Annotated in this window: 20 protein-coding genes and 1 pseudogene; 10 read left to right on the forward strand and 11 right to left on the reverse strand. The window is 66.5% G+C overall.

Translation table 11 applies throughout. The features are described from left to right. Positions 1 to 114: 114 nt before the first annotated feature. From hrpB to BLQ10_RS11070, 4 genes are all read right to left on the reverse strand, one after another. Positions 115 to 2,790: an ATP-dependent helicase HrpB gene (hrpB, locus tag BLQ10_RS11055; protein WP_091561822.1), complete on the reverse strand. Its 2,676-nt coding sequence runs from the start codon at positions 2,788 to 2,790 to the stop codon at positions 115 to 117. Between the two features lie 104 nt (positions 2,791 to 2,894). Beyond that, entirely contained in the window at positions 2,895 to 3,620 is a 726-nt protein-coding gene (locus tag BLQ10_RS11060; RefSeq protein ID WP_091561823.1) for an anti-sigma factor family protein, read from the reverse strand. After that, entirely contained in the window at positions 3,617 to 4,123 is a 507-nt protein-coding gene (locus BLQ10_RS11065) for a sigma-70 family RNA polymerase sigma factor (protein ID WP_091561826.1), read from the reverse strand. Before BLQ10_RS11065 ends, BLQ10_RS11060 begins: the two co-directional genes overlap by 4 nt. Positions 4,124 to 4,237: 114 nt before the next feature. Beyond that, on the reverse strand, positions 4,238 to 4,720 hold the full coding sequence (locus BLQ10_RS11070) for a hypothetical protein (RefSeq protein WP_091561828.1): 483 nt from the start codon (positions 4,718 to 4,720) through the stop codon (positions 4,238 to 4,240). Between the two features lie 272 nt (positions 4,721 to 4,992). Between BLQ10_RS11070 and BLQ10_RS11075 the strand changes: the two genes are divergently transcribed. Both BLQ10_RS11075 and BLQ10_RS11080 read left to right on the forward strand, forming a co-directional pair. Next, positions 4,993 to 5,430, forward strand: a complete 438-nt coding sequence (locus BLQ10_RS11075; RefSeq protein WP_091561830.1) for a hypothetical protein — start codon at positions 4,993 to 4,995, stop codon at positions 5,428 to 5,430. 154 nt (positions 5,431 to 5,584) lie between these two features. After that, positions 5,585 to 5,851: a hypothetical protein gene (locus tag BLQ10_RS11080; RefSeq protein ID WP_091561832.1), complete on the forward strand. Its 267-nt coding sequence runs from the start codon at positions 5,585 to 5,587 to the stop codon at positions 5,849 to 5,851. 81 nt (positions 5,852 to 5,932) lie between these two features. Here the strand turns inward: BLQ10_RS11080 and BLQ10_RS11085 are convergent, their stop codons facing one another. Continuing rightward, positions 5,933 to 6,268 carry a YegP family protein gene (locus tag BLQ10_RS11085; protein WP_091561834.1) on the reverse strand — a complete coding sequence of 112 codons (336 nt, stop codon included), beginning with the start codon at positions 6,266 to 6,268 and terminating at the stop codon, positions 5,933 to 5,935. An 837-nt stretch (positions 6,269 to 7,105) separates the two neighbouring features. Between BLQ10_RS11085 and BLQ10_RS11090 the strand changes: the two genes are divergently transcribed. After that, positions 7,106 to 7,402, forward strand: a complete 297-nt coding sequence (locus tag BLQ10_RS11090) for a hypothetical protein (protein ID WP_091561837.1) — start codon at positions 7,106 to 7,108, stop codon at positions 7,400 to 7,402. 39 nt (positions 7,403 to 7,441) lie between these two features. Here the strand turns inward: BLQ10_RS11090 and BLQ10_RS11095 are convergent, their stop codons facing one another. The 3 genes from BLQ10_RS11095 to BLQ10_RS11105 all read right to left on the reverse strand — a co-directional run bounded on the left by BLQ10_RS11095 (position 7,442) and on the right by BLQ10_RS11105 (position 11,812). Then, positions 7,442 to 8,500, reverse strand: coding sequence for a hypothetical protein (locus tag BLQ10_RS11095; RefSeq protein WP_091561838.1), 1,059 nt, complete (start codon positions 8,498 to 8,500; stop codon positions 7,442 to 7,444). A gap of 104 nt (positions 8,501 to 8,604) precedes the next feature. Then, positions 8,605 to 9,057, reverse strand: a complete 453-nt coding sequence (locus BLQ10_RS11100) for a universal stress protein (RefSeq protein ID WP_091561840.1) — start codon at positions 9,055 to 9,057, stop codon at positions 8,605 to 8,607. Between the two features lie 214 nt (positions 9,058 to 9,271). Further along, positions 9,272 to 11,812 (reverse strand): helix-turn-helix transcriptional regulator, encoded by a 2,541-nt coding sequence (locus BLQ10_RS11105; RefSeq protein ID WP_175558578.1) that lies wholly within the window; start codon positions 11,810 to 11,812, stop codon positions 9,272 to 9,274. Positions 11,813 to 12,060: 248 nt separating this feature from the next. On the opposite strand from BLQ10_RS11105, the gene BLQ10_RS11110 reads away from it, so the two are divergent. Continuing rightward, positions 12,061 to 12,621 (forward strand): potassium channel family protein, encoded by a 561-nt coding sequence (locus BLQ10_RS11110; RefSeq protein WP_091561844.1) that lies wholly within the window; start codon positions 12,061 to 12,063, stop codon positions 12,619 to 12,621. 284 nt (positions 12,622 to 12,905) lie between these two features. Beyond that, on the forward strand, positions 12,906 to 14,432 hold the full coding sequence (locus BLQ10_RS11115; RefSeq protein ID WP_139164217.1) for a hypothetical protein: 1,527 nt from the start codon (positions 12,906 to 12,908) through the stop codon (positions 14,430 to 14,432). Between the two features lie 165 nt (positions 14,433 to 14,597). Here BLQ10_RS11115 and BLQ10_RS11120 read toward each other — a convergent pair whose 3' ends face one another. Then, positions 14,598 to 15,428: a class II glutamine amidotransferase gene (locus tag BLQ10_RS11120; protein WP_091561848.1), complete on the reverse strand. Its 831-nt coding sequence runs from the start codon at positions 15,426 to 15,428 to the stop codon at positions 14,598 to 14,600. A 231-nt stretch (positions 15,429 to 15,659) separates the two neighbouring features. Here BLQ10_RS11120 and BLQ10_RS11125 point away from each other — a divergent pair, with 231 nt between their 5' ends. From BLQ10_RS11125 to BLQ10_RS11140, 4 genes are all read left to right on the forward strand, one after another. Beyond that, complete coding sequence (locus BLQ10_RS11125) at positions 15,660 to 16,103, forward strand: hypothetical protein (RefSeq protein WP_254785514.1); 444 nt, start codon at positions 15,660 to 15,662, stop codon at positions 16,101 to 16,103. Between the two features lie 92 nt (positions 16,104 to 16,195). Continuing rightward, complete coding sequence (locus tag BLQ10_RS11130; RefSeq protein WP_091561853.1) at positions 16,196 to 16,582, forward strand: SHOCT domain-containing protein; 387 nt, start codon at positions 16,196 to 16,198, stop codon at positions 16,580 to 16,582. Positions 16,583 to 16,688: 106 nt separating this feature from the next. After that, a complete protein-coding gene (locus BLQ10_RS11135; RefSeq protein ID WP_091561855.1) occupies positions 16,689 to 17,843 on the forward strand; it encodes an AI-2E family transporter in 1,155 nt (384 codons plus the stop codon). Between the two features lie 39 nt (positions 17,844 to 17,882). After that, complete coding sequence (locus BLQ10_RS11140) at positions 17,883 to 18,551, forward strand: GAP family protein (RefSeq protein ID WP_091561857.1); 669 nt, start codon at positions 17,883 to 17,885, stop codon at positions 18,549 to 18,551. On the opposite strand, the gene BLQ10_RS22365 is transcribed toward BLQ10_RS11140, so the two are convergent. Beyond that, positions 18,530 to 18,835, reverse strand: a complete 306-nt coding sequence (locus BLQ10_RS22365) for a hypothetical protein (RefSeq protein ID WP_175558579.1) — start codon at positions 18,833 to 18,835, stop codon at positions 18,530 to 18,532. The genes BLQ10_RS11140 and BLQ10_RS22365 overlap by 22 nt on opposite strands. A 13-nt stretch (positions 18,836 to 18,848) precedes the next feature. Here BLQ10_RS22365 and BLQ10_RS23070 point away from each other — a divergent pair. Continuing rightward, positions 18,849 to 19,103, forward strand: a pseudogene (locus BLQ10_RS23070) (cupin domain-containing protein); the annotation flags it as partial. 59 nt (positions 19,104 to 19,162) lie between these two features. On the opposite strand, the gene BLQ10_RS11155 reads toward BLQ10_RS23070, so the two are convergent. Further along, positions 19,163 to 20,689 (reverse strand): MFS transporter, encoded by a 1,527-nt coding sequence (locus BLQ10_RS11155; protein ID WP_091562041.1) that lies wholly within the window; start codon positions 20,687 to 20,689, stop codon positions 19,163 to 19,165. Positions 20,690 to 20,870: the final 181 nt, after the last annotated feature.

A 20,870-nucleotide genomic window follows, 5' to 3' on the forward strand; every position in this document is an offset into this window, starting at 1 on the left:
TTGCCGGCGTCCCGCGTGCCTGGCGGTCCGCCGGCGTCGTTCTCCTTCATCATGCCCCTGTTGCGCGGGCGGCGCGAGTGTTCTGCCGGCGGCGCCCGGCTCCGGGCACCGGGGTCAGTTCCGGGGCTTGGTCCGGGCTGTCGCGGGCGCGGTCCACGGGTCTTCGGGCCACGGATGCCTGGGATAGCGTCCGCGCATTTCCGCCCGGACCTGCGCGTAGGGCCCGGACCAGAACGATGCGAGGTCGTCCGTCACGGCCAGGGGCCGGCGGGCCGGCGAGAGCAAGTGGAACAGCACCGGCACGCGGCCATCTGCCAACCGCGGCGTCTCGGCCCAGCCAAAGCACTCCTGCAGCTTGACGGCCACTACCGGCCTGCCGGTGGTGTCTCCCGCGTCCGGGTAATCGATCCGGATCCGGGACCCGCTGGGGACCGCCAACGACTCAGGTACCAGTTCACCCAGCCGGGCCGCCTCGGGCCACGGCAGCAGCCGGCTCAGCGGTCCGGCGAGGTCGATCCCGCCCGTGGATGCCCCGCCGGCCAGCGCCGCGAGCTCCGGGGCCAGCCATTCGTCCAGCCGGGCCAGCAGCGCCGGCTCGGAAACGTCGGGCCATGTCCCGCCCAGCTCCCGGTGCAGGAGGGCAAGACGGCGCCGCAAGCCATCCGCCGCCCTCGACCATCCGATGGTCGCCAACCCCTCGCTCGCCAGGGCGCGGGCCACAGCTGCGCGGCCCTCCTCCGCAGAAGGCCGTACTGGGGTGGAGGAGAGCACGATGGCGCCCAGGCGGCGCTCCCTCCGGGCCGAGACGCGGCCCTGGCTAAACCGCGCCTGCAGCGTTTCGCTCAGGAGGTTGCGGGCGGCGGCCTCTGCGGTGTCAGCCGTCAGCGGCGCCGCAGAGCGGATGACGGCGCCGGTCCCCGCGGCGTCGCGCCCTTGCGCGCGCGATACTTCGGCCACGCCCAGCCACTCGTGCCCGGCCAGGGGGCTGCCGGCGGGCAACCCGGCCCGCGTTCCGGACGTGAGCAGGTATTGTGCCGGACCCTCACCCGGAACGCGGCGCGCCACGCGGTCCGGGAAAGCCAGCGCGACGACGAACCCGATCGCCTCCGCGGCGCCCACCGCCCCGGCCGGCCGGACGCCGGAGGACTCCTGGCGCCCGACGCCGGAGGACTCCTGGCGCGAAATAGACTCCATCCGCCGGACGTCTTCCGCCCAGCGCCGGGATCCGGGATCCCTGCCCGTCCGCAGCGCGGCGACCAGGCGTGTGAGGTCTGCGCCCGGGGCGCGCTGGTCCCCCGAGACCAGGGCGACAGCCTCGGCCGCCGTGCGGTGGCCCACCGTCGCGGCGCCGTCCAGCAGGGCCCGGGCAAGCCGAGGGTCCGTCGGGACCCGGGCCAGGGTCTTGCCCAGCTCGGTTGCGTGACCGTCCGGAGCGATGGCGCCGAGTTCCCGCAGCACTTCAACGGCCTCGTCCATGGCACCCTGGGGCGGCGCGTCCGGCAGGGCCAGTCCCCGTCCGCCGGGGGCTCCCCAACACGCCAGGACCAGGGCGGCACCGGTCAGGTCGGCTGCCGCAATCTCCGGCGTCTGGTGGGCCGGCGCGGCGCCAAAGGCCCGCTGGTCATAGCAGCGGATCACCGTGCCAGGGCCCTGGCGTGCGGCACGGCCGGCGCGTTGTTCCGCGGACGCCCGGGAGCAGGACACCGTCACGAGGCCGGACATCCCGCGGCCGGCGTCGCGCCGCGGCTCCCGGGACAGCCCGGAGTCGATGACCAGCCGGACGCCGGGCACAGTGAGGGAGGACTCGGCAAGTGCGGTGGAAACGATGATCCGGGCAGCCCCGCCGGGCTCACGCCCGGAGACGGCGCGGTCCTGCTCCGCCGGGCCTGCCTGGCCGTGGAGTTCAAGGACCTCAGCGCGGCTCCGGCCGCGCAGCCGCGCGGCAATGTAGGAGACCTCCCACGCGCCAGGAACGAACACCAGGGCGTCGATGTCCCGTCCGCCAGCCAGCGCGGCGGCGTGCCCCGCCGCTGCCGTGTCGGCCACATGGTCCAGGAAGGCCCGGGCCACCCCCCGTTCGTCCAGCCGTGGTACCGACGCGGGGGCCCACTGCACGTCCAGCGGGTACAGCGCGGATGGACAGTCGACAACCGGCGCCGGATCGTCGTCGTCGTTTCCGGCCGCCGTTTCACCGATCAGTGCCGCGAAGCGGGGCGCGTCGAGGGTCGCCGACATGGCGACGAGGGTGAGGTCACCGCGCAGCTGGCGGACTTCGGTGAGCATGCCGAGGAGGAGGTCGGTTTCCAGCCCGCGTTCGTGGACCTCGTCGAGGATCACGGCGTCGGTGCCCTCGAGCCCCGGCTCCGCGAGGAGGCGGCGCAGCAGGATGCCGGGGGTAACGAACTCGATTACGGTTCCGGGACCCGTCTGGCGTTCCCCGCGGACCGTGTAGCCCACACGGTCACCGAGCCGGGTGCCGTCCAGGGCGGCCAGGCGCCGGGCTGCCGCACGGGCAGCGACACGGCGCGGCTGGGTGACCACGATCCGCGGACGGCGGCCGCGCCTATCTCTCCCGCTGATCGCGACGTTGGCAAGCAGCGGCGGAACAAGCGTCGTCTTGCCAGTGCCAGGAGGAGCCTGCACCACTGCGGACGCCCCGGCACCGCCGCCTTGCAGCGCCGCTGCGAGGGCCCCCAGCGATTCCGCAAAAGTCAGACCTGCCCCGATGACGCCGAGGTCGAAGAGGCCGGTGGAGCAGGCTGGGTCCAGAGGTGCGGTCGCGGAAGTCACGCCTCCATTGTCTCCGCAATTCATGCCCGGGCGGTGCCGGCTGACCCGCACGCCGCTTCCCTGGGGCACGTGCGGGAGTCCAGTCCGGTGGGCGTCCCTCGAAGCTAGACGCTCGCGGTCAGGACGGTTCGTCCGCTGGCGATGGCACGGATTTCGACGCGGCTGATGTCGGCACGCCGAACGACGGTGGTCGCCGTCGGCGTGGCCACCGTCCCGGGTGTTGCCGTCCAGGTGGCCACCTGTGTGGCGACGCCGCGTGAGTCGACGACCACCAGGCCGTATTCCTCCGGGGTGCGCCGATCGCCTGAACCTTCCGGTACAGGGGCGTCAGCCGGTGTAGGCGCGTATGTGCACTCCCAGTCGATCCGCGTTCCCCACGGCTGCTGGGTGAGGGAGCCCTTCGCCACCAGCGAGCTCTCGACCACTGGGGTGAAGTTCAGCGCTGTTTGGGATACGGCCTGCGTCTGCACGGCCGGCGGGGCAGGGGCCGTGACCGCAACGGTGGCCGCGCCCGCCGCGGCGGCCGCGCCGACCACTAGTCCGGCGACGGCAAGGCGCACGCGCCGGCGTCCGCGCTGGGCCTTCTTCGCCAGCCCCGGGAGCAACCCCCGCGTCGCCCTGGCGCCGTCGGCCTGTCCGAGGCCCTGTGCCTCTTCGGGTGAAAGAGCGGCCAGCAGTGATGGCAGCCCGGCAAGCTCGGCCACGGCTGCCCTGCATCCCCCGCAACCGGACAAGTGCTCCTCGAACTCATGGCGTTCAGAGGACGCCAAGGAGCCCAGCACATACGCGGCATCCCAGCTGCGGTACTCATCGATTCCATTTTGGCTCATGGAGTCACGCCTCCTTCCTGCAGCGCCAGACGCAGCGCCCTCAGCGCGTAATGCAGCCGCGACTTCACAGTTCCCTCGGCCAGTTGCAGGCTTTGCGCGATTTCGGCCGTTGTCTCCCGGCGGTAGTACGAGTGGATGATGACGGCCCGGTGCTCGGCGGACAATCCGGCCAGGGCATCCGATACGAGCCACGCATCCAAGATCCTGTCGACCCGGTCCGCGTCTGGAATCTCCGGAAGCTGCTCCGTCCGAGTCTCGTGCCGGCGTCGGGCGCTGCGCCGGTCATCGATGACCAGATTGCGGGCTACCGTGTAGAGCCAGGCTCTCACCGCCGCCTCCGGGCGCTGCAGAATCGCCGGGTGTTGCCAGGCCCGGATCAGCGTTTCCTGTACGACGTCGTCGGCCAGGGTGCTGTCACCGGTCATTCTCATGACGAACCGCCACAGTGCCGGGCCGTAGGCCTCCTGCAGCGAACGCAGTAGCTCAGCCTCCTGATCGGACATTTCCGCCTCCTTGCATGTACTACGACGCCGGCTGGCTATCGGTTCACCGCTCTCCCAGGCGGCCGCGCTCGGAAACCGGAGGCCGCGTTGAACTCCGGGGCTGCCGGCACCGTTCTAGGGACAGCCCGGCTGAACACGGCCGGCCTTCTTCCAGGAGCTCACCATGAAGATTTCCCGCCCGGCGTATGCTGCCGCTGCGCTGGGCACGACGCTGTTGCTCGGAGCCTGCTTCGCCGGGCACCCGGCAATGCCGGCACCTCCCCCTGCTGCGGTCACTCCGGCGCCCGCGATGGCCAGCCCGTCGCCTTCACCCAAGGACCCCGTCCGCCCCAACCCCCACCCGCCGTTGGTCCGCGCACCGGCCGTGCCGGCACCGGCGGCACGGCCCGCCGCGGCCCGTATGGCACCGGCGCCGGCCCCGGTGGTCCGGGCCCCGATGGTCCGGCGGGCCGCCCCCGCCCCGCGACGTGTCGTTCCGCCGGCGGCCACGGCCCCGCGGCCCATGGTTCCGCAGCCGATGGTTCCGCGGCCCATCATTCCGCGGCGCATGGTTCCGCAGCCGATGGTTCCGCGGCCGATGGTTCCGCGGCCCATCATTCCGCAGCCCGCCCCGGCACCTCGCGGGAACGATCATGATGCCGATAACAACGGCGGGCCGGACGACGGTGACGGCAACAGGTAGGACTACCAGTGCCCATCTACGGCGCCCCCGACGGGCGATGTTGATAGTCGCGCTGCTAGGGACGACGGCGGTGCTGGCGGCCAGCTGCGGTACCGGGACTGAGATCCAGAAGCCTTCGGCTCCTCCGTCCGGCGCAACACCTTTCTCCTGGTTCGACGCCGGCCCTGCCCCGGCGGGATGGCAGTCTATGGAACTGCCGGACGCAACAGCGGTATTGTCCGTCCCGCCCGATGCAACTCCCACCCAGGGCGACCCCGGCACCGTATCCGCAACCGTTACGGCGCCGAACGGTGACCTCAGGATCTATCTCAACGCCACGCCGCAACAAGGCGAGGAGTCCCAGTCCAATTGGCCCGAGTTTCGGCTTGCCCACCTCACGGGCGAACACGCCGCATCTGCGACCCGGCTGGCGAACCGAGCCGGAATGCCGTTCCGCGGAGGCCCCGGCTCATGTGTGGAGGACACGTATGTAACCCGCGTTGGCGGGCACAAATACCGGGAGATCGCCTGCCTCGTTGCAGGAACGCGGCGTGGCAGTGTCCTGGTAGCGGCCGCACCCGCCGACTCCTGGGGCCGTTACAGCACCGTGCTGGAGCAGGCGGTGGACGCATATGCCGCCGAGTAAGTGCAGGCCACCCCAATCGACGACGTCCGCCAGCCGGAGAGGTTCGGCAGGTTGGGTTCAGTCGGTTGGATTCAGTCGGTTGGATTCAGTCGGTTGGATTAGGCACAGCGAAGGCGGGAGACTGGATCAACTCGATCACGAAAGTAGTCACCACATGATCAATCTCAAGCAAGACGCCGAGGGTTTCATCCGCATGAACAGGCATTTCCCCGAAAAGTCGCTCATCAGCATCACGTTCACGGACGGCTCGGAGCAGGTCTACTCCGGGCGCCGGCTCAACGGCATCTACGACGAGGCCCTGACCGAGTACCGGGCCCAGAACCACCTGGACGCCAAGGGGTTCTCGCGGGCCCCCAAGAAGACGGTCCACCCCGCGAACAAGATCGAGTTCGTTCCGGTGCACGCTGGAATGGACCCCTAACCGCGCACCGGTATCCAAGACATCCGCCTGAGACGGCCAGCCCCGGTCGGCCGGGGCCGGGCTGCCGCGACACCTGCCGGATCAGCCGACGCCGAGCGCGCCCGGCCCGTGCGCCGGGCGGCGGAGGGCCTTGGCGCGGATCCGGAGATCGTTGTCGTGCACCCGCCGGTCGACGCCAGGCACCGGTGTGGGGGCGGTCCTTGTCCGCGGTTCCGGTGGACTTGCGGGCGACTCTTCCGGGCACAGGTCACTGACCAGCCCCATGCCGGCGTACTCGCGCATAGCGGTGATGCCGGAAACCGCAGCGGGCTTGTCTACAAAGCCCTTTGAGACGGCCAGCACTGTCCCATCCGGGGCCCTGAGCCGGAATCTGATACAAGCATCGGCATCTACGAAGAGTTCAAATGTGCCGGCCATGACGGTCCTCCCGATTCGCGGGCTCCCCGTCCGGACATCATCGCCACGGAGTGAAGGGGAAAGCTTCGCTGCTGCCCACTGGTTTGGTTTGTCCTTGCGGCTGAACAGATGACGTCAGCCCGTCTTATGAGTCTCGCTGCGGCCTTGAAACGCCCACAAGGCCGGGCAGGTAAATCCTAGGTAAATAGCAGCCAACAGTCCCCCGCACTTACCCGCCGGGGGGTCCGCCCCGGGCAGGAACAATGCCGCCTCCGCGGCGCCTCTATAGGGGCGGCCAATGGTCGCGGCAGTAGGCAACGCGGCTGGCGCCCAGGGACGGCGGCGGGATGACCCGGTCCCAAGAGGGGGCGACGGCGTCGCTCCTTTCGCAAGGCTCTGCCGCCGCTACGCGGCCCGCATCGCCGGGAAACCAGGTCATGACTGAATCGTTGGACAACGTACCCCCCATTGTTCTTGGCCGAAGGCGCACCGGCTCGCATCACGGACCGCCATGCGCCTCACCCAGAGTAGCCGGGAGGACTGACCCGAAAACAGGGACTTTGGACCGTATCGGCGAACGCCGCTGCCGCCTAGGCCCACCGCCCGCAGGCCACCTCGAAGCAGCCGTCTGGCGCCCAGCAACGCGGAGCGGATCGGCAGAAGTGTTTCATCCATTGGAAATGGATGTCGTCGCTGCGGAGAACCCGAGGCAGTCTCGGGGACAGCCCGCGGTCCACTGACAGGAAAGAAGGATGCGATGTTGAGGAAATGAGCCTCCTTAACTGACCCCTTGACATGGCCGAGGGCGAAGTCTACGACTGGCCTTGTCGAGTCCCATCCACCAGCCTAGGAGTAGCCATGGAGACCACGCCCTACGGAATCGTGCACTTTTTCCGGGGAGGCACGAAGGAGCAGTACGAGGCGTCGCTTGCGGCGGTCCATCCAGGCGAGGGCCGCCTGCCGGAGGGTCAGATCTTCCACGCCGGCGGGTCGTCCGAGGGCGGTTGGACCATCATGGCCGTCCATGACTCGAAGGAGAGCTGGGAGAAATTCCGGGACACGATCCTGATGCCCCGGATGCAACAGGGAATTGAGGGCGGCTTCACCGCTGCGCCCGAAGAGACGGTCATCGACCTCTACAAGGTCCTGCCCTGAAGCCATGTAATTCACACCGATAAATTCACACAGTCATATTCACGCCGACCCGCTAACACAGCGGGACCCGTACCAATCGAGCACACGCAGCGCCCGGAGGGTGTTCCACCGGCTGGGCCGGCCATCACCGTCATCAACCGTGAAATGGACATTCCCGGGATGCGTATTTTCGAGCAGCCAGGTCCCGTCGGGCTGCCGCTTTGTCCGGAGCAGCTCCACGGCTTCGGCGACGCGCGGGTCCGGCGGATCTCCTGCCGAACTGAAGTACTCCAAGGCACGGAGTACGTCATAGTGCCACCGGGTTGGGAAGGAGAATGTCAGCCAGGCCGGGTCGATGACCTCGCCGGTGCTCTTACGCCGGAACAGCCCTCGCTCCAGCAGATACTCCTCGCCCCGACGCCGCGCGTGCGCTGACTGCTCCGAACCGCCAGTGGCCCGCTCATGGGCCAGCAGGCCCTCGAGTACATTGATCGTCGTTGCGGCGGAAGACACCACGGCGCCGGATTCCGCCCAGCAATTCCACCCGCCGTCGTCCAGTTGCTCGCTGATCAGCCGGGAGACGACGCCGTCCACGTCTTGATCAAAGTAGGCGCCGAGCGCCACCGTCATGCCGTTAATGCACGCCTCCACCTCGCCGTCGAAATACCGCTGACCGCCCTCCTCCCAACGGCAGTTGTCCCGGACAAGTGCAACTGTCCGACGCATCGGCTCACTGCGCGGGTCAATCCCGAAGTCACGCAACAGGAGCAGGCTGTACGTCGTCGCCGTCCACGGCTGGGGCCAGCTGTCCCATCCTTCGTCACGGCCGGAATGATCCGCACCGTCGTTTTCGAAACGGTCGACGTCGGTACCGGCGGTTTCGGGACCGTCGCTTTCGGAACTGGCGCTTTCGGAAAGGTCGCCGTCAGCGGGGAAGTAGGCGCCGTGCGCCCATTGGCCGTCGTCATCCCGCAATGCGAGCAAGCGGGCGCCCCACCCCTCGGTCGCGACCCGCGCGCGCTCTGCGGCAACCGCCTCGGGCGCGGCGCCGGCGAGATCCCGCAGCACCTGCCACCGAAGGGAAGGATCCGAATCCAGCAGCCAGTCCAGGACAGTCATGCGCCGATGATAGCGCTCCCAGCCTGCGCTGACATTAGGGGTCGCCGCCGCCGAGCAGGCAGGGGGCTTCGCCCCTGAGCGTCCGCAGCCGGACAGCCGGAGACTCAGGACGGTATCGGGCGGACCACCAGGACAGGGCACGGCGCGTGGCCGGCCACCTGGGCAGAGACCGATCCGATGTGCAGGCCCGCGAAGCCGCCGTGGCCGCGGGAGCCGACCACCACCAGATCGGCTTCCCGTGCGGCGTCAAGAATTGCCGACGCCGCCGAGTCGCTGTGGACGGTCCGCGTCACCACGCTCACACCCGCCGCGGCCCGCGCCGCCTCCGCGCCGAGGGCCTCGGCTTGCTGCTCCGGAGAGGCTTCTGCCACGACTTCCCCTGCGGCGGTTTCCAGCAGCGCGGGGTACCACGACATAGGCGCCTTGCTCCAAACAGTCACTATCCGCAGCTCGGCATCGCGGTACCGTGCCTCGTCGACGGCCCATTCGAGGGCGCCGCGCGACTGCTCGGAGCCGTCGAACCCGACCACAATCACAAAGGGATCCGAATTTGTCATGATTCCAGACTTTCACCGCCGCCAAGGGGTGCCTAGAGGCCTCCGGCCCTCCGCGGGCAACCTTGCGTCGCGTCATTGGGAACAGCCTTCACGGCCGCATCAAATTTCTGTTCCGCCGTCTTCAATCACTGACGGTTACAACAAGCCCTCACGCAACCCTGACCTCACCCGGTCCGGGTGAACTTCCCGGCCCCGGACCCTCCCGGCAGTAGGTTCAAACGATGCCGCGCTTGGCGGCCGTTTTTAGGGCATCGCGCCGGCTTCCGGCCCCGAGTTTCCGGTAGATAGACCGTTCGTGCGTCTTGACCGTGTTGACGGAAATGTACAGCGCATCTGCAATTTCGGCCGCGGTCATGATGGAGCGCATGTAGGCCAGGACTTCGCGTTCGCGCTCGGTCAGGCTCCAGTAGGACTGTGTCCGAAGCCGGGCGTCACCTTGGCTGTCACGTGCCATCAGGGCTGCGATGAAGGATTCGTGGGCGGTGCCCCAGACAGCGTGCTGCACGAGCAATTCAGCGAGTTCCTCTCTCCGCTCCGCAAAGGGGCGGAGGACGGATCCTGGCTCGGCCCGGTGGACCGCATGTTCAATCCGCTCATGCGCCGTGGCAGTATCTCCGGTTCCGTGCGCCACAAGCGCCTCGGTCAAACTCGCGCAGGTGTCGACATACGAGTTGCCACGACGACGAGCCAGTGACTCCGTGCAGCGTTGGGCGGCGGTGATCTCCCCTCCGCGACGCAGCAGCTCCGCCAGCAACGTATCCACCAGTGCCCCGTGCCCGCCAGCACCCAGCGGTTGCGCCATCGCCAACGCACCGTCCAAGTCGCCCTGGGCATCAGCGACCTTCGCTACGGCAATCGTGTGCAAGGCGTTCCAAGACCCGCTGAACAGCCCACGTGTGTGGAAGGACTCCAAAACCGAGCTGGATTCGTCAAGCCGGGCCGGGTCGCCAGTGGCACAAGCAGTCAGGACCCGATAAATGACACTCAGTGGCCCGGACGGGAGCAGGTCACTGCCCAATCTCTGGGCCTTCGCCAGGTAAGTTTGCGCCGCCGTCAGGTTGTCATTCCAGTAGCACGCAATTCCGCGTGCCAGCCAGGCCGGAGCCATCCGTTCCTGCGAACTCCAGCCGAGTGTGTCTCCCCGCTCCACCGCCCGCGTGGCATGCTCTGAAGCGCCCAACAGATCACCGGCTCCGGCAAACGCCAACGCCAGATCCGCTTGAGCGCAGATCTCAATTGCTTCCAACTGCTCCGGGGCGCCGGTCCCGCCGGCCGCCTGGAGCAGGGCAGCCGCGTGTTCGCCGGTGCGGTGCAACCGAAATTCCGCCTGGGCAAGCAGGAAGAGTCCTGTCGAACAGGCGGCGGAGTGGCGGTCTCCAGAAACGTCCCTGCTCAGCCGGCCGGTTTCAGCCGGGGCGGCGTGGAGGTCCGTGCGGCCGATGCCCGGCGTCAGTTCGAACTGGGCCCGGCAACCCTCAAGCCTCCGGCGGCGAAGCGCATCCAGGACAAACGTCCGCGACAGCGCCCGCACGGTGAGCTCGGACGCCGCGGTGCTGTCGCCGGCAAGTTGGCGGCAGACGGATCTGATCATCAATATCTCAGGGTCCTCGCTCCACGGCGTGGGCAGGTCCCGGCACAGCCGTTCGAGAGTCTGGGCGTCGTTGCCGAGCACGAAGTCGAGCCAGTGCGCCCCTAGCGACATCACGGCCTGGCGTGGTGCGCGCCCTTGCAGCGCCTGGGCTGCGCATTCGACGACGTCGGTGTCCTGGTAGTACCGCGCCGCCACGCGGTGAAGACGCTCTGCAAGGAGGGGGTCGCGCCGCTCCAGGATTCGCCGGCACTGCGCCGCGAAGAGGGAATGCCAGCGGTACATCGATTCACCGCCGCGGTAATCGTGCTCCTCGATGAAGAGGCCATTGCGCAGGCACTCCTCAAGCAGCACGCCGCCGTGCGGCCGGCCATAGAGTTCGACGGCGAGTCGGCGGCCAAGCCAGTCGCAGGTTGTTGCCCGCAAAATGAACTCCGCCAGCGACGGTTCGAGCTGGTCAAGGATCTCTTCCGCGACGTAGTCGGCGAGCGGTACGTGCTTAGCAGTGGTGCCCGGCGTCGTGACCGGCACGGTGCCGGACTGCGCCAGCGCTACGATGCTCGCGTGCACGGCGACCGGCCAGCCGGCAGTCATCGTCCAGAGGGATCCGGCGTCAAAGGCCGCGTCTTGTCCGAGCGAAAACGCAAACTGGGCGACTTCCTCCTGTGTGAAGGCAAGTTCGGGGGCGCGCAGTTCACCGAGGCCCTCGCCGTACCGGAACCTTTCCAGCTGGATGGGCGTATGGCCCCGCCCTGAGAGGACCAGCCGCAATGATGGGGGCGCCGACGCGGCGAGCACTCCCACGATTCCGTTCGCCAGCCCCGGCCCGGCCAAATGGACGTCGTCAATCACCAGGACAATCGGCTCCGTGAGCTCCTCGAGGGCCCGGAGCAAAAGGTCGTAGGAGGCCGCCCGGTCATGGGCAAGGCACTGGTCAAGGGCCAGCAGTGCATCGCTGCCCGGCAGGGGCAACGTGCTTGCCGCACGCTGGATTGCCCCGACAACCCCGTGAAAAAGCCGTACCGGTTCGGTATCGAACCGATCGAGTGACAGCCAGGCGCACGGCAGATCGCAGTTGCGGACCCAGTCGCCCAAGAATGTGGACTTGCCGTAGCCAGCCGGCGCTGCGACGAGCGTCAGGCGGTGCGAATCGGCGGACGCGGACAATGCGTTTTCCAGACGAGGACGCCCCAACGCTCCAAGACCGCGCAAGGGCGGCCGGATCTTGAACTGAGGACCAGGCAGCCATCCGACATTTGGCATTTCTCCCACGTAGCACATGCTAGGCCGACGCAAAAGGGCCCTAACAGGGCGCAAAGACCCCTTGTGCGCCTCCGCGTGATGCGGCCAAATAGCAGTCGGCGCTACACATCTGCGGCGCGGCGCGAATTCCGGGGGCGGGGGTATCATCAGTCATGGCGACGAAGCACGGAAGCCAGCCGGGCCCGATTTTCCTCCGTGACCTCGACAAAGCAGGCCGGCGGCAGGTCCTTATTTGGGCGGGAGTACGTCTGGCTGCCTTTACGGTGCTAGTCCTCTCCCTCTACTTCGTTATCCCGATCGGGGGATTCAACGGGGACAATCCGGCGGCCGCCTGGATCCGTCTGGCGGCTATCGTATTAGTCTTTCTCGCGGCCCTGTCCCTTCAATTGCGGATGATACTCGCAGCGCATATCCCCCAGGTCCGGGCGGCCGTGACTGTGGTCGAGGCCGTTCTCATGTTTCTGTGTCTTTTCTCGCTGCTATACATGTCACTGTCTCTAACGGACCCATCGTCGTTTAGCCAATCCCTCACCAAAACAGACGCCCTATACTTCACAACGTCCACCTTTGCCACCGTCGGGTTCGGCGACATTACCCCGGTGAGTCAGCTGGCGCGGTCAGTCGTTTCGGTCCAAATGATTGCTGATTTGGGGGCTCTCCTCTTAGTCGGCAAAGTGGCCTTTTTCGCGGCGGGCCGGCGCCTGGGCCTGTGAGCCTAACCCGCCTTCCTCATCACCCGAAACGGATGATGAGGGGGCAATTGGCAGAAGCCTGGCGGGAAATGAGGCAGCGGACACGCAAAACTCATGGCCGGACAGCGATGCGGCGGGCTGATCGACACGGCGTGGCATGAGCGGCGGCCCCTTGCCCGCGGGGTTAGATCACCCGGTGTGGGTGGGTTTGCACGAACGCCCCGAGTGGACAATGAAAATTGTCATGAGTGCCCAACCGCGGTACATCGGGCCCGGTCGACGAGTTGCTACCTAGGCGGTACCCCATGTCTCTCCAAGAACAGCCCCCAAGTTCCGGCAGCACCGAACAGGAAGAAATACTGCGGCTACGGGCAGAAGTTGCCCGGTTGCAGCGAGAACGGGACGACACACGGCAGGCCCCACCGAAGCCCTCCGGGCCACGCCATCAGGGGCTGGCTCGCCGGATAGTGGCCATCGTGCTGGTGGTCCTGACGGCCGTGTTGGCCTTCGCCGCCGTGCCTGCCATGTATTTGCGCAGTGAAATCCTGGACACCGATCGCTACGTGGCAACGGTGGCGCCGCTGGCCTCGGACCCTGCGATCCAGGCCGAGATCACGGACAAGGTCACACAACAGATCTCCGATTCCGTGGACTTCGAGGCTATCACCCGGGATGCGCTCAACGAACTCAGCAAGACGGCGCCGCGCGTGGCCGCGGTGATCACCGGGCTGGCACCGGTGATTGCGGAGCAGACCAGGAACCTCATTCATTCCACCGTATCCAAATTCGTGGCCACACCGCAGTTCCAGGATCTTTGGATCCAGGTGAATCGGGTGGCGCACCAAGGCATCGTGAACCTCGCCACCGGAAACACGGGCGGCGCCGTAAGTATCGACCAAAGCGGCACGGTGACAATCTCTACCAAGGAGATCGTTGCCCGGGTCAAGACCGCCCTCGTCGACCAGGGGGTCGGCATCGCCGCCAGGATCCCCGACATTGACAGGCAGATCACCCTGTTCCAGTCGCCCGAACTGGTCCGGGCCACGAACGCCATCAGAACGCTGGATGCGACCGCCCCGATATTGGCGTGGTTGACGGTGATTACGGCCGTAGGCGCAATCGCTGTGGCCCCACGTGGCCGGAAACGGAGCACCACCAGCGGTGTCGGTTTGGCCGTGGCGATAGCCATGGCGTTGCTGGCCCTGGGACTTGTCATCGGGCGAACTGTCCTCCTCAACTCGATTCCGCCGGGTTCTGTCACCCCGGCGGCGGCTCAAAACCTCGTCGAGACATTCCTGGTGCCGCTGCGCACCAGCCTGCGCCTCGTCTTCGTGGTGGGACTCATCATCGCTCTGGCCGCGTTTTTGGGCGGGCACTCGCGTCCGGCGGAGTTTGTCCGGCACGGCCTGGCGCGTGCGGGAGACTACATCACCGGGAAGGTCGGAGCAGGCCAGGCCCAACCGTGGCAACTCTGGTTGGCCCGCTACCGGCGGATTTTGGAAGCCGCGGTTGTCGGTATCGCTGTGCTGGTACTGATCTTCTGGCAGGACCCGACGGCGGCCGTCGCCATCTGGACAGCGGTCCTGGCCGTGCTGGCCATTCTCGTGATCGAACTGCTGTGCCGCCCCGCCGTTGCTCCCGGCCCCGGCGGCGTGCCAGCCGTCTCAGGCGGCGAGCCTGTCGTCACCGAACCCGTCACCGAACCTGTCGCCGTGCCCGCCACTCCCCACGTGCCGGCCAGGGCGGCTGGTTCCCCGGAGGCCGCCCCAGCAAAGTCCGCCAGCGCGGGTGGCCCCCCGGACGAGCCGAATCCCACACTCCGTCTCCCCTGAGGGCACGCATTCCCCCTGAGGGCTCGCGACTGCTGAGAGACTGACGCCTGATCAGGAGCGACCTGCGTTTTCACAGTGTCCTGTTTTGCGGCGGGCCGGCCGGTTGCGACCGGCATTAGCCGGCCGCGCTAGGCCGACCGCACTTTGCGGCCGGCGCATTGCAGCTTAGGGAGCTGTCGGCGAGAACGGGAAGAGGTCTTCTCCGGCTCCGTGCACCACAAGGCAGGTAGATTCCGGTATCTCCCTCCACGCGCCCCGCAGATCCCCAAGCGGCTCGGAAACCACCACGCGCGCGTCGGAGGAGAGCCCTTGGAGCATGGGGTTGTCCGGGTACTGGGCGCGAAGTGTGGAGATGTCGGCACTGTGGAACAGCGTCCGCGACATGCCTTCGCTCGAGTAGCGGAACGCCCACGTGCTCTCGCCGTCGGTGGTTGCCACAGTCATCTGGATGGGGTACTGGATGCCGTGGCGCTTTCCGACGTCTTCAATCAGTCCAACCGCGGAGGCGACCGCAGCACGCGGGTCCTGCTCCAGGCCGAACGTGAGCGCGACGTAGAAGAACAGTTCCGAGTCCGTCGCTCCCTCGATTAACGGAAACAACGACGGCTCGACGGCGAAGGCCAAGTCGCGCTTGACCGTCGGGAAATCCGTGATGAGCCCGTTATGCATCCACAGCCAGCGGCCGTGCCGGAACGGATGGCAGTTTGTCTGTTGGATCGCAGATCCGGTCGTGGCCCGGATGTGTGCGAAAACGCGGCCGGCCGATGCCAGCGCGGACAATTCGCGGAGGTTGCGGTCATGCCAGGCCGGCTCGGTGCTGCGGAACACTCCGGGCGTCGGGGCCGATCCATACCAGCCAACGCCGAATCCGTCGCCGTTGGTGGTCTCGACTCCCATGCGTGCGTGTTTGCTCTGCATGACGAGCGAGTGGACAGGTTTGTACAAAAGATCATCAAGTTTCACGGGCGAACCTGAATACGCGAGCCAACGGCACATGACGTCCTCCTCATTTTGGACAGCAGTCCATCACGCGTACCGGGCGCGCACATCATCATCCGGGGGTGATTCGACCAGCCGTGGGCGGGACTGGGCACCTCCTGCAGGATCACCCCCGGCGGGTGACGCGCCTGCGTTGTCCAAAGCCAACACTGGTGGTACCTGCCAGTGATTGGGCTGCCAGGCGTCAGCCCATGAGAAGTGCAAGCCTACGGAGAGAGGGGCCTTGCAATGACGAGACCACAACCAGTCCTAGCGCGGATGATGGCGCTGGGGGCAGCCATCGCGTTACTCGCCGGCTGCAGCACCACCACCCCGAGCACCAGCCCCGCGACCAGCCAGACTAAGAGCGTTTCACCGGTTTGCGCCGCCTCCGATGCATTCTCCGCATCCCTGACAAATTTTAAGGACACGCTCAAGCCAGGTGTCACAGTGGAGCAGATCCAGTCGGCCCGGGATCAGGTCAAGAAGGCCTACGACGATCTCCTTAATGCAGCCGGTGACGCGGCCAAAGAACGGGTGGATGCCGTCAAGTCTGCCCAACAAAAGTTTGCTGCCGCAGTCAACGCCGTTCCCGACACCGCGACACTAAGCCAGGCAGCCAACTCCCTGCGGGACGAAGCCGCGAACGTGCAGGCCGCCATCAGCGACCTCGCGAATGACATCGAGTGCTAGGTCGGCCGCCCGGAACCCGCACATCTGAACTCATCCCCGCCCAGAGCCCCGTCCACAAACAACGTTCGCCAAATGAAAGTAGGGAAGCCAAAATGAGTTTCTTCGAGAACTTTTGGGAACTTTTCTGGTGGCTGTTCATCTTCTATGCGTTCTTCGCCTTCCTTTGGGCGTTGTTCATGGTGATCGGCGACCTCTTTCGGGACCACGAACTCAGCGGCTGGTGGAAGGCCGTCTGGATCCTCTTCCTGGTCTTTGTACCTCTCCTGTCCGTGCTGGCGTACATGATTGCGCGCGGCAAGGGGATGGCGGAGCGGTCAATGGCCCAGGCCCGCAAGAGCCAGGCTGAAACCGATGCGTATATACGCCAGGTAGCCGCAGCGAGCCCGACTGAGGAGATCGCCAAGGCCAAGGCGCTCATGGACGCTGGAACCATCACTGCGGAGGAGTTCAACCGGATCAAGAGCAAAGCAGGCGTCTGACTCAGATTGGGAAACCCTCATAGTCGGGGACAAGCCACAATGAACTCACTACTCGGCAGGTCTCCTCGCCTCTAAGCTGGAGCCAGGCTGAACCAAGGAGGGCTCAATGGAGCCGGCATCATCGGAATCCGATCCACGTCCGGCCCTCCCCCGCAGCGTAACCATCCTGCTCGCCCTGGCCGGCGCCGCCGTAGTCGCTTTCGGCCTTGGTGCGATGCGAGGAATCGTCACACCGGTGTTCTTCGCGTTCGTGCTCACCCTGTGCGTTCATCCCCTGCGCCGCTGGATGCAAGGACGAGGAATATCCCGGGGCATAGCCACGGGGACCACAATCGCGGCCGTCTTCGGGTTGCTGACCGCCTTCGCCACGGTCCTCATTGCCTCACTGGCACAGTTCTCCGCACTGCTGCCGCAATACGCCCCCCAAGTGCAGCAACTCGCCGCCACGATCGCCAGTGCGCTGGAGTCTATGGGGTTTGGCCCTGAGCAAGCCCAGGAAGTCCTGAACGGGGTTACTCCGGGCGGTATCCTGGGGTTCCTCGGCGGCCTCCTTGGAAACATCGCGAGCCTGGTGACCAGCCTCGTGATCATCTTGACAATGCTCATCCTTATGGCGCTGGATGGCTCGCGCGTACCGGTGATCCTGGCCCTTCTGAACTACCACCGGCCGGCGCTGGTCACCGCCCTTGACGGCTTCGGAACCAGCGTGCGCCGCTATATGGTCGCCACGACGGTCCTCGGGCTCGCCCAAGGCGTGTTCAACTGGCTGGTCCTGGTCATCCTGCAAGTCCCCGGGGCCCTGCTCTGGGGGTTGCTCTCGTTCATCTGCAGCTTTATCCCCAACATCGGGTACTTCATCGCGATCGTCCCCCCGCTGTTCTTTGGATTCCTCACCGGTGGCTGGCCGACCGTGCTGGCCATCATCGTCATCTATGGCGGGATCAACAGCGTCATCCAGTCCATCATTCAACCGAAGTTCGTGGGCAACGCTGTGTCGCTCAGCGAGACTCTGACCTTTGTCTCCGTCCTCTTCTGGGCCGTGGTCCTGGGCCCTGTCGGCGCCATCCTCGCCGTACCACTGACGCTCTTCGTTCGCGCCATCTTGCTCGATTCCGATCCTAGGATCGCATGGTGGCGGCCATTGACGGGCGACCAGACGGACGTGGCAATGCTCCTCAAACAAGAGGATGAGGCGATCCGGGCCCGCCGCGGCCGGCCGCGGCCAGGCCGCCCGGACACCGGCAGCGCGCCGAAGGCGTGACGTGCCGTCAGGGTCCTGCCCGGGGCAGGTGAGAGACGCATGCTGAGCACCATCACCAGCCTGGTGCTCTTCGGCCTCGCCGGGGCGATGAGCACCGTGCCTGTCAGTGTGACGATCATGATTCTGCTCTCCCCAGATCCACGCCGCGGCGCCCTGCCCTTCCTGATCGGCAGCCTGGCGGGTTCGATTATGGTGGTGGGCCTGTCGGCGGTCGGGCTGCAATTCCTTCCCGGCAGGCCGCCGCTCTTGCGCAAGGACGAACTACTGGCCCAGATTGCCATTGCTATCGGAGCAATTCTGATTGGGTACTCCGTGTACCTCTTCGTGAGCAAGGGCCAGCGGGACAACGCCATGCTTGGCAAAATGACGTCGAGGTTCCGCTCCGCCCGGCCCTGGGAATTCGTGGTCCTGGGCCTGGGCTTGAACCTGCGTCCCAAGGCAATCCTGCTGGCCGTCACGGCAGGCGCCGTGATCAGTGTCCAGGAACCGCCGCCGCTGGAAGGGAGCGTGCTGGTCCTCGCCTACGCCGCCGTGGCCCAGTCCGCCGTCGTCATTCCCGTCGGGGTGTGGCTACACTCACCGGAACGCGCCCAAGCACCCTTGACCACCCTCTACAACTGGCTGCAGCGCCACGGACGCCGGATAGCGGCGATCGTCACGCTGGCGATCGGGCTCTTGATCGTCGGCTACGGCTTCCTGCAACTCTGACCTGGGTTGCCAGGCAGATTGGGCCTGAGCCGCCGCGAGGCAGCGACGGCCGAACGCGGGTCCTGCTCAAGGCCGAAGCTGAGTGCGAGGAAGGAGAACAGCTCCGTGTCCGTAGCTCCAGCCTCACAGGCGAACCTGGATACGCTAGCCAACGGCACGTGCTCGGAGAGCACCATGGCCAGGTCGGCCTCGGCCATGCGCACCTCGCCGAGCTCGCTCGGGTCGAGGTCAGAGATTTCGGCCGTCTCCAGCGTGCCATCCTCGGTCTTCCTCAGGAAGACCATGTCGAGCACCCTGATGAGGTCACGCTTGACCAGGTCCTCCAGGAACGGGGCGATCTGGCCAGAAGGAGGCCCGCCGGCGGGGCTGTGGAGGATTAGCCCCGAGGACGGCGAATTCCACTACCGCGCCATCCTCGGCTTCGACAACTTCCACGTCATCCAGGGCGAAGCCGAGCTGGAAACCCCCGCCGGGGAAAGAATCGAGCTCGTCACCGGCGGCATCTACTCCTTCCCCGAGGGGTTCACGGCCACCTGGCGGACCCGGTCACCGTTCATGAAGTTCTTCGTCGTGGCCCGATACCAACCGGCCCGCGATTGGAACCCGAGGGCTCAGCCCAGGACGCTCCCCTCACCGGTACCGGCGGGCTTGGGGTCGGGGAGCCGCATCATGCGGAAGGAGGTGCCGAGCCCGGCGAGACCGGCAAGGATCGGGACGAGCAGTGCGATCTGGAGGGCCAGGGGCCGTGCCTCCGTGTTGATGCGGATGATTTCGTTTTGGATGTCCTCCGGTTGTCCGGCGATCTGTTCCTGGAGTTGTGCGTCGCTCATCACCTGGGCGTCGTCTTCCAGAACCGTCGCGACCTGCTGCTTATCGGCGGGCGGGAGGACCGTGCTGGAATCCGACAAGCCGATGAAGATGGTCGACAGCGATGCCAGCATGATGCCGCCGGCGAACGCGAGCCCGAAGGATAAGCCGAACGATCCCGCGGCAGAGTTCACGCTGGCGGCCTCGCTGACTCGCTCGTCCGAAATCGGGGACAAGGTGTAGTTGTTGAGCTGGGATACCAGCAGCCCCAGGCCACATCCCGAGATGATCAGCGGGATCAGGAGCCACCAGCCGGAGTCCGCGCGCGGCACGATTGGGACCAGCACCACCAAACCCACGATCAGAAACAGGAAGCCCCACCGTATGAGGCTGGCCGGGCGCCGCATCCCGGATCTCTTCCCGGCGATCATGGCGACCGCGAACATGGTGAGCGAGAGCGGGGCGATCGACAGACCTGACTGCATCGCGTTGTATCCGAGGACCATCTGAAGGTAGATGGGCAGAACGATCATGGTGCCGCCCAGAGCGATCTGCTGGAGCATTTGTCCCGTGGCACCAAAGCGGAAGGTTTTCGCTTGGAACAAGTCCGGATCCAGCAGTGTCGGCTTGTCACGGCGTTTGCGCTGAATGAGCCAGTAGACCAGGCCGCCCAGTCCGACGGCGCCCACGGCCAGGAGTGCGGCCACCGCCTCGCCGCCTTCCTGCCAGACCAAGATGCCGAGCACGACGCCGCCCATGCCGACGATGGACAGGAATGATCCGAAGATATCCAGTTCCCGGGGCCCGGTGTATGGCACGTCTTTGACGAGCTTGATTCCGGACAGGACGATCGCGATGATGAGGGCCTCGAGCAGGAAGGCGACGCGCCAGGACAGGAACGTGGTGAGGAAGCCGCCCAGCAGAGGCCCGACGGCGGCGGCGATCGCGGCCGAGGCGCCGACCAGGGCGTAGACCCGGTGCTGGGCATCTCCCTCGAAATTTCCATGGATGAGGGACTGCATGGCGGGAAGGAGCAGCGAGGCGCCAAGGCCGCCGATCAGGGCCCAGCAGATGATGATCGGGAGCAGACTTTGGGCCAGGGTCATCGACACGGCGCCGACGGCGTAGCAGGCAAGCCCGATGACGTAAGCGCGCTTGCGCCCGAACAGGTCGCCGATCTTGCCGCCGATAAGGATAAAGGCCGCGGATACAAGCGCCTCAAGGGCGATTGTCGACTGGAGCCCGCTGACGGTCGCGCCAATGTCGTTCACCACGGCGGAGATCGAGACGTTCATGATCGACGTATCGACGACGAGGACGAACATCGCCATCGCCAGCAGCAGAGCGAGTTTCTGGTTGAACGGCACCGTCTGGGAGTTGCCGTCGTTGGGAGAGTTCAAGGTTGGCCGTCCCCGCGGCGAGCCGCGTCCCTGGTCGTTGCACAGCCGGACATGCCGCCTCCTCTGGCGTTGGGCGGGGCAGGCGCAAGCAGGGGAACATGTCTCGCCAGAG

This window comes from Arthrobacter sp. ok362, from assembly GCF_900102785.1.
In the GTDB taxonomy this organism is placed as follows: Bacteria; Actinomycetota; Actinomycetes; order Actinomycetales; family Micrococcaceae; genus Arthrobacter.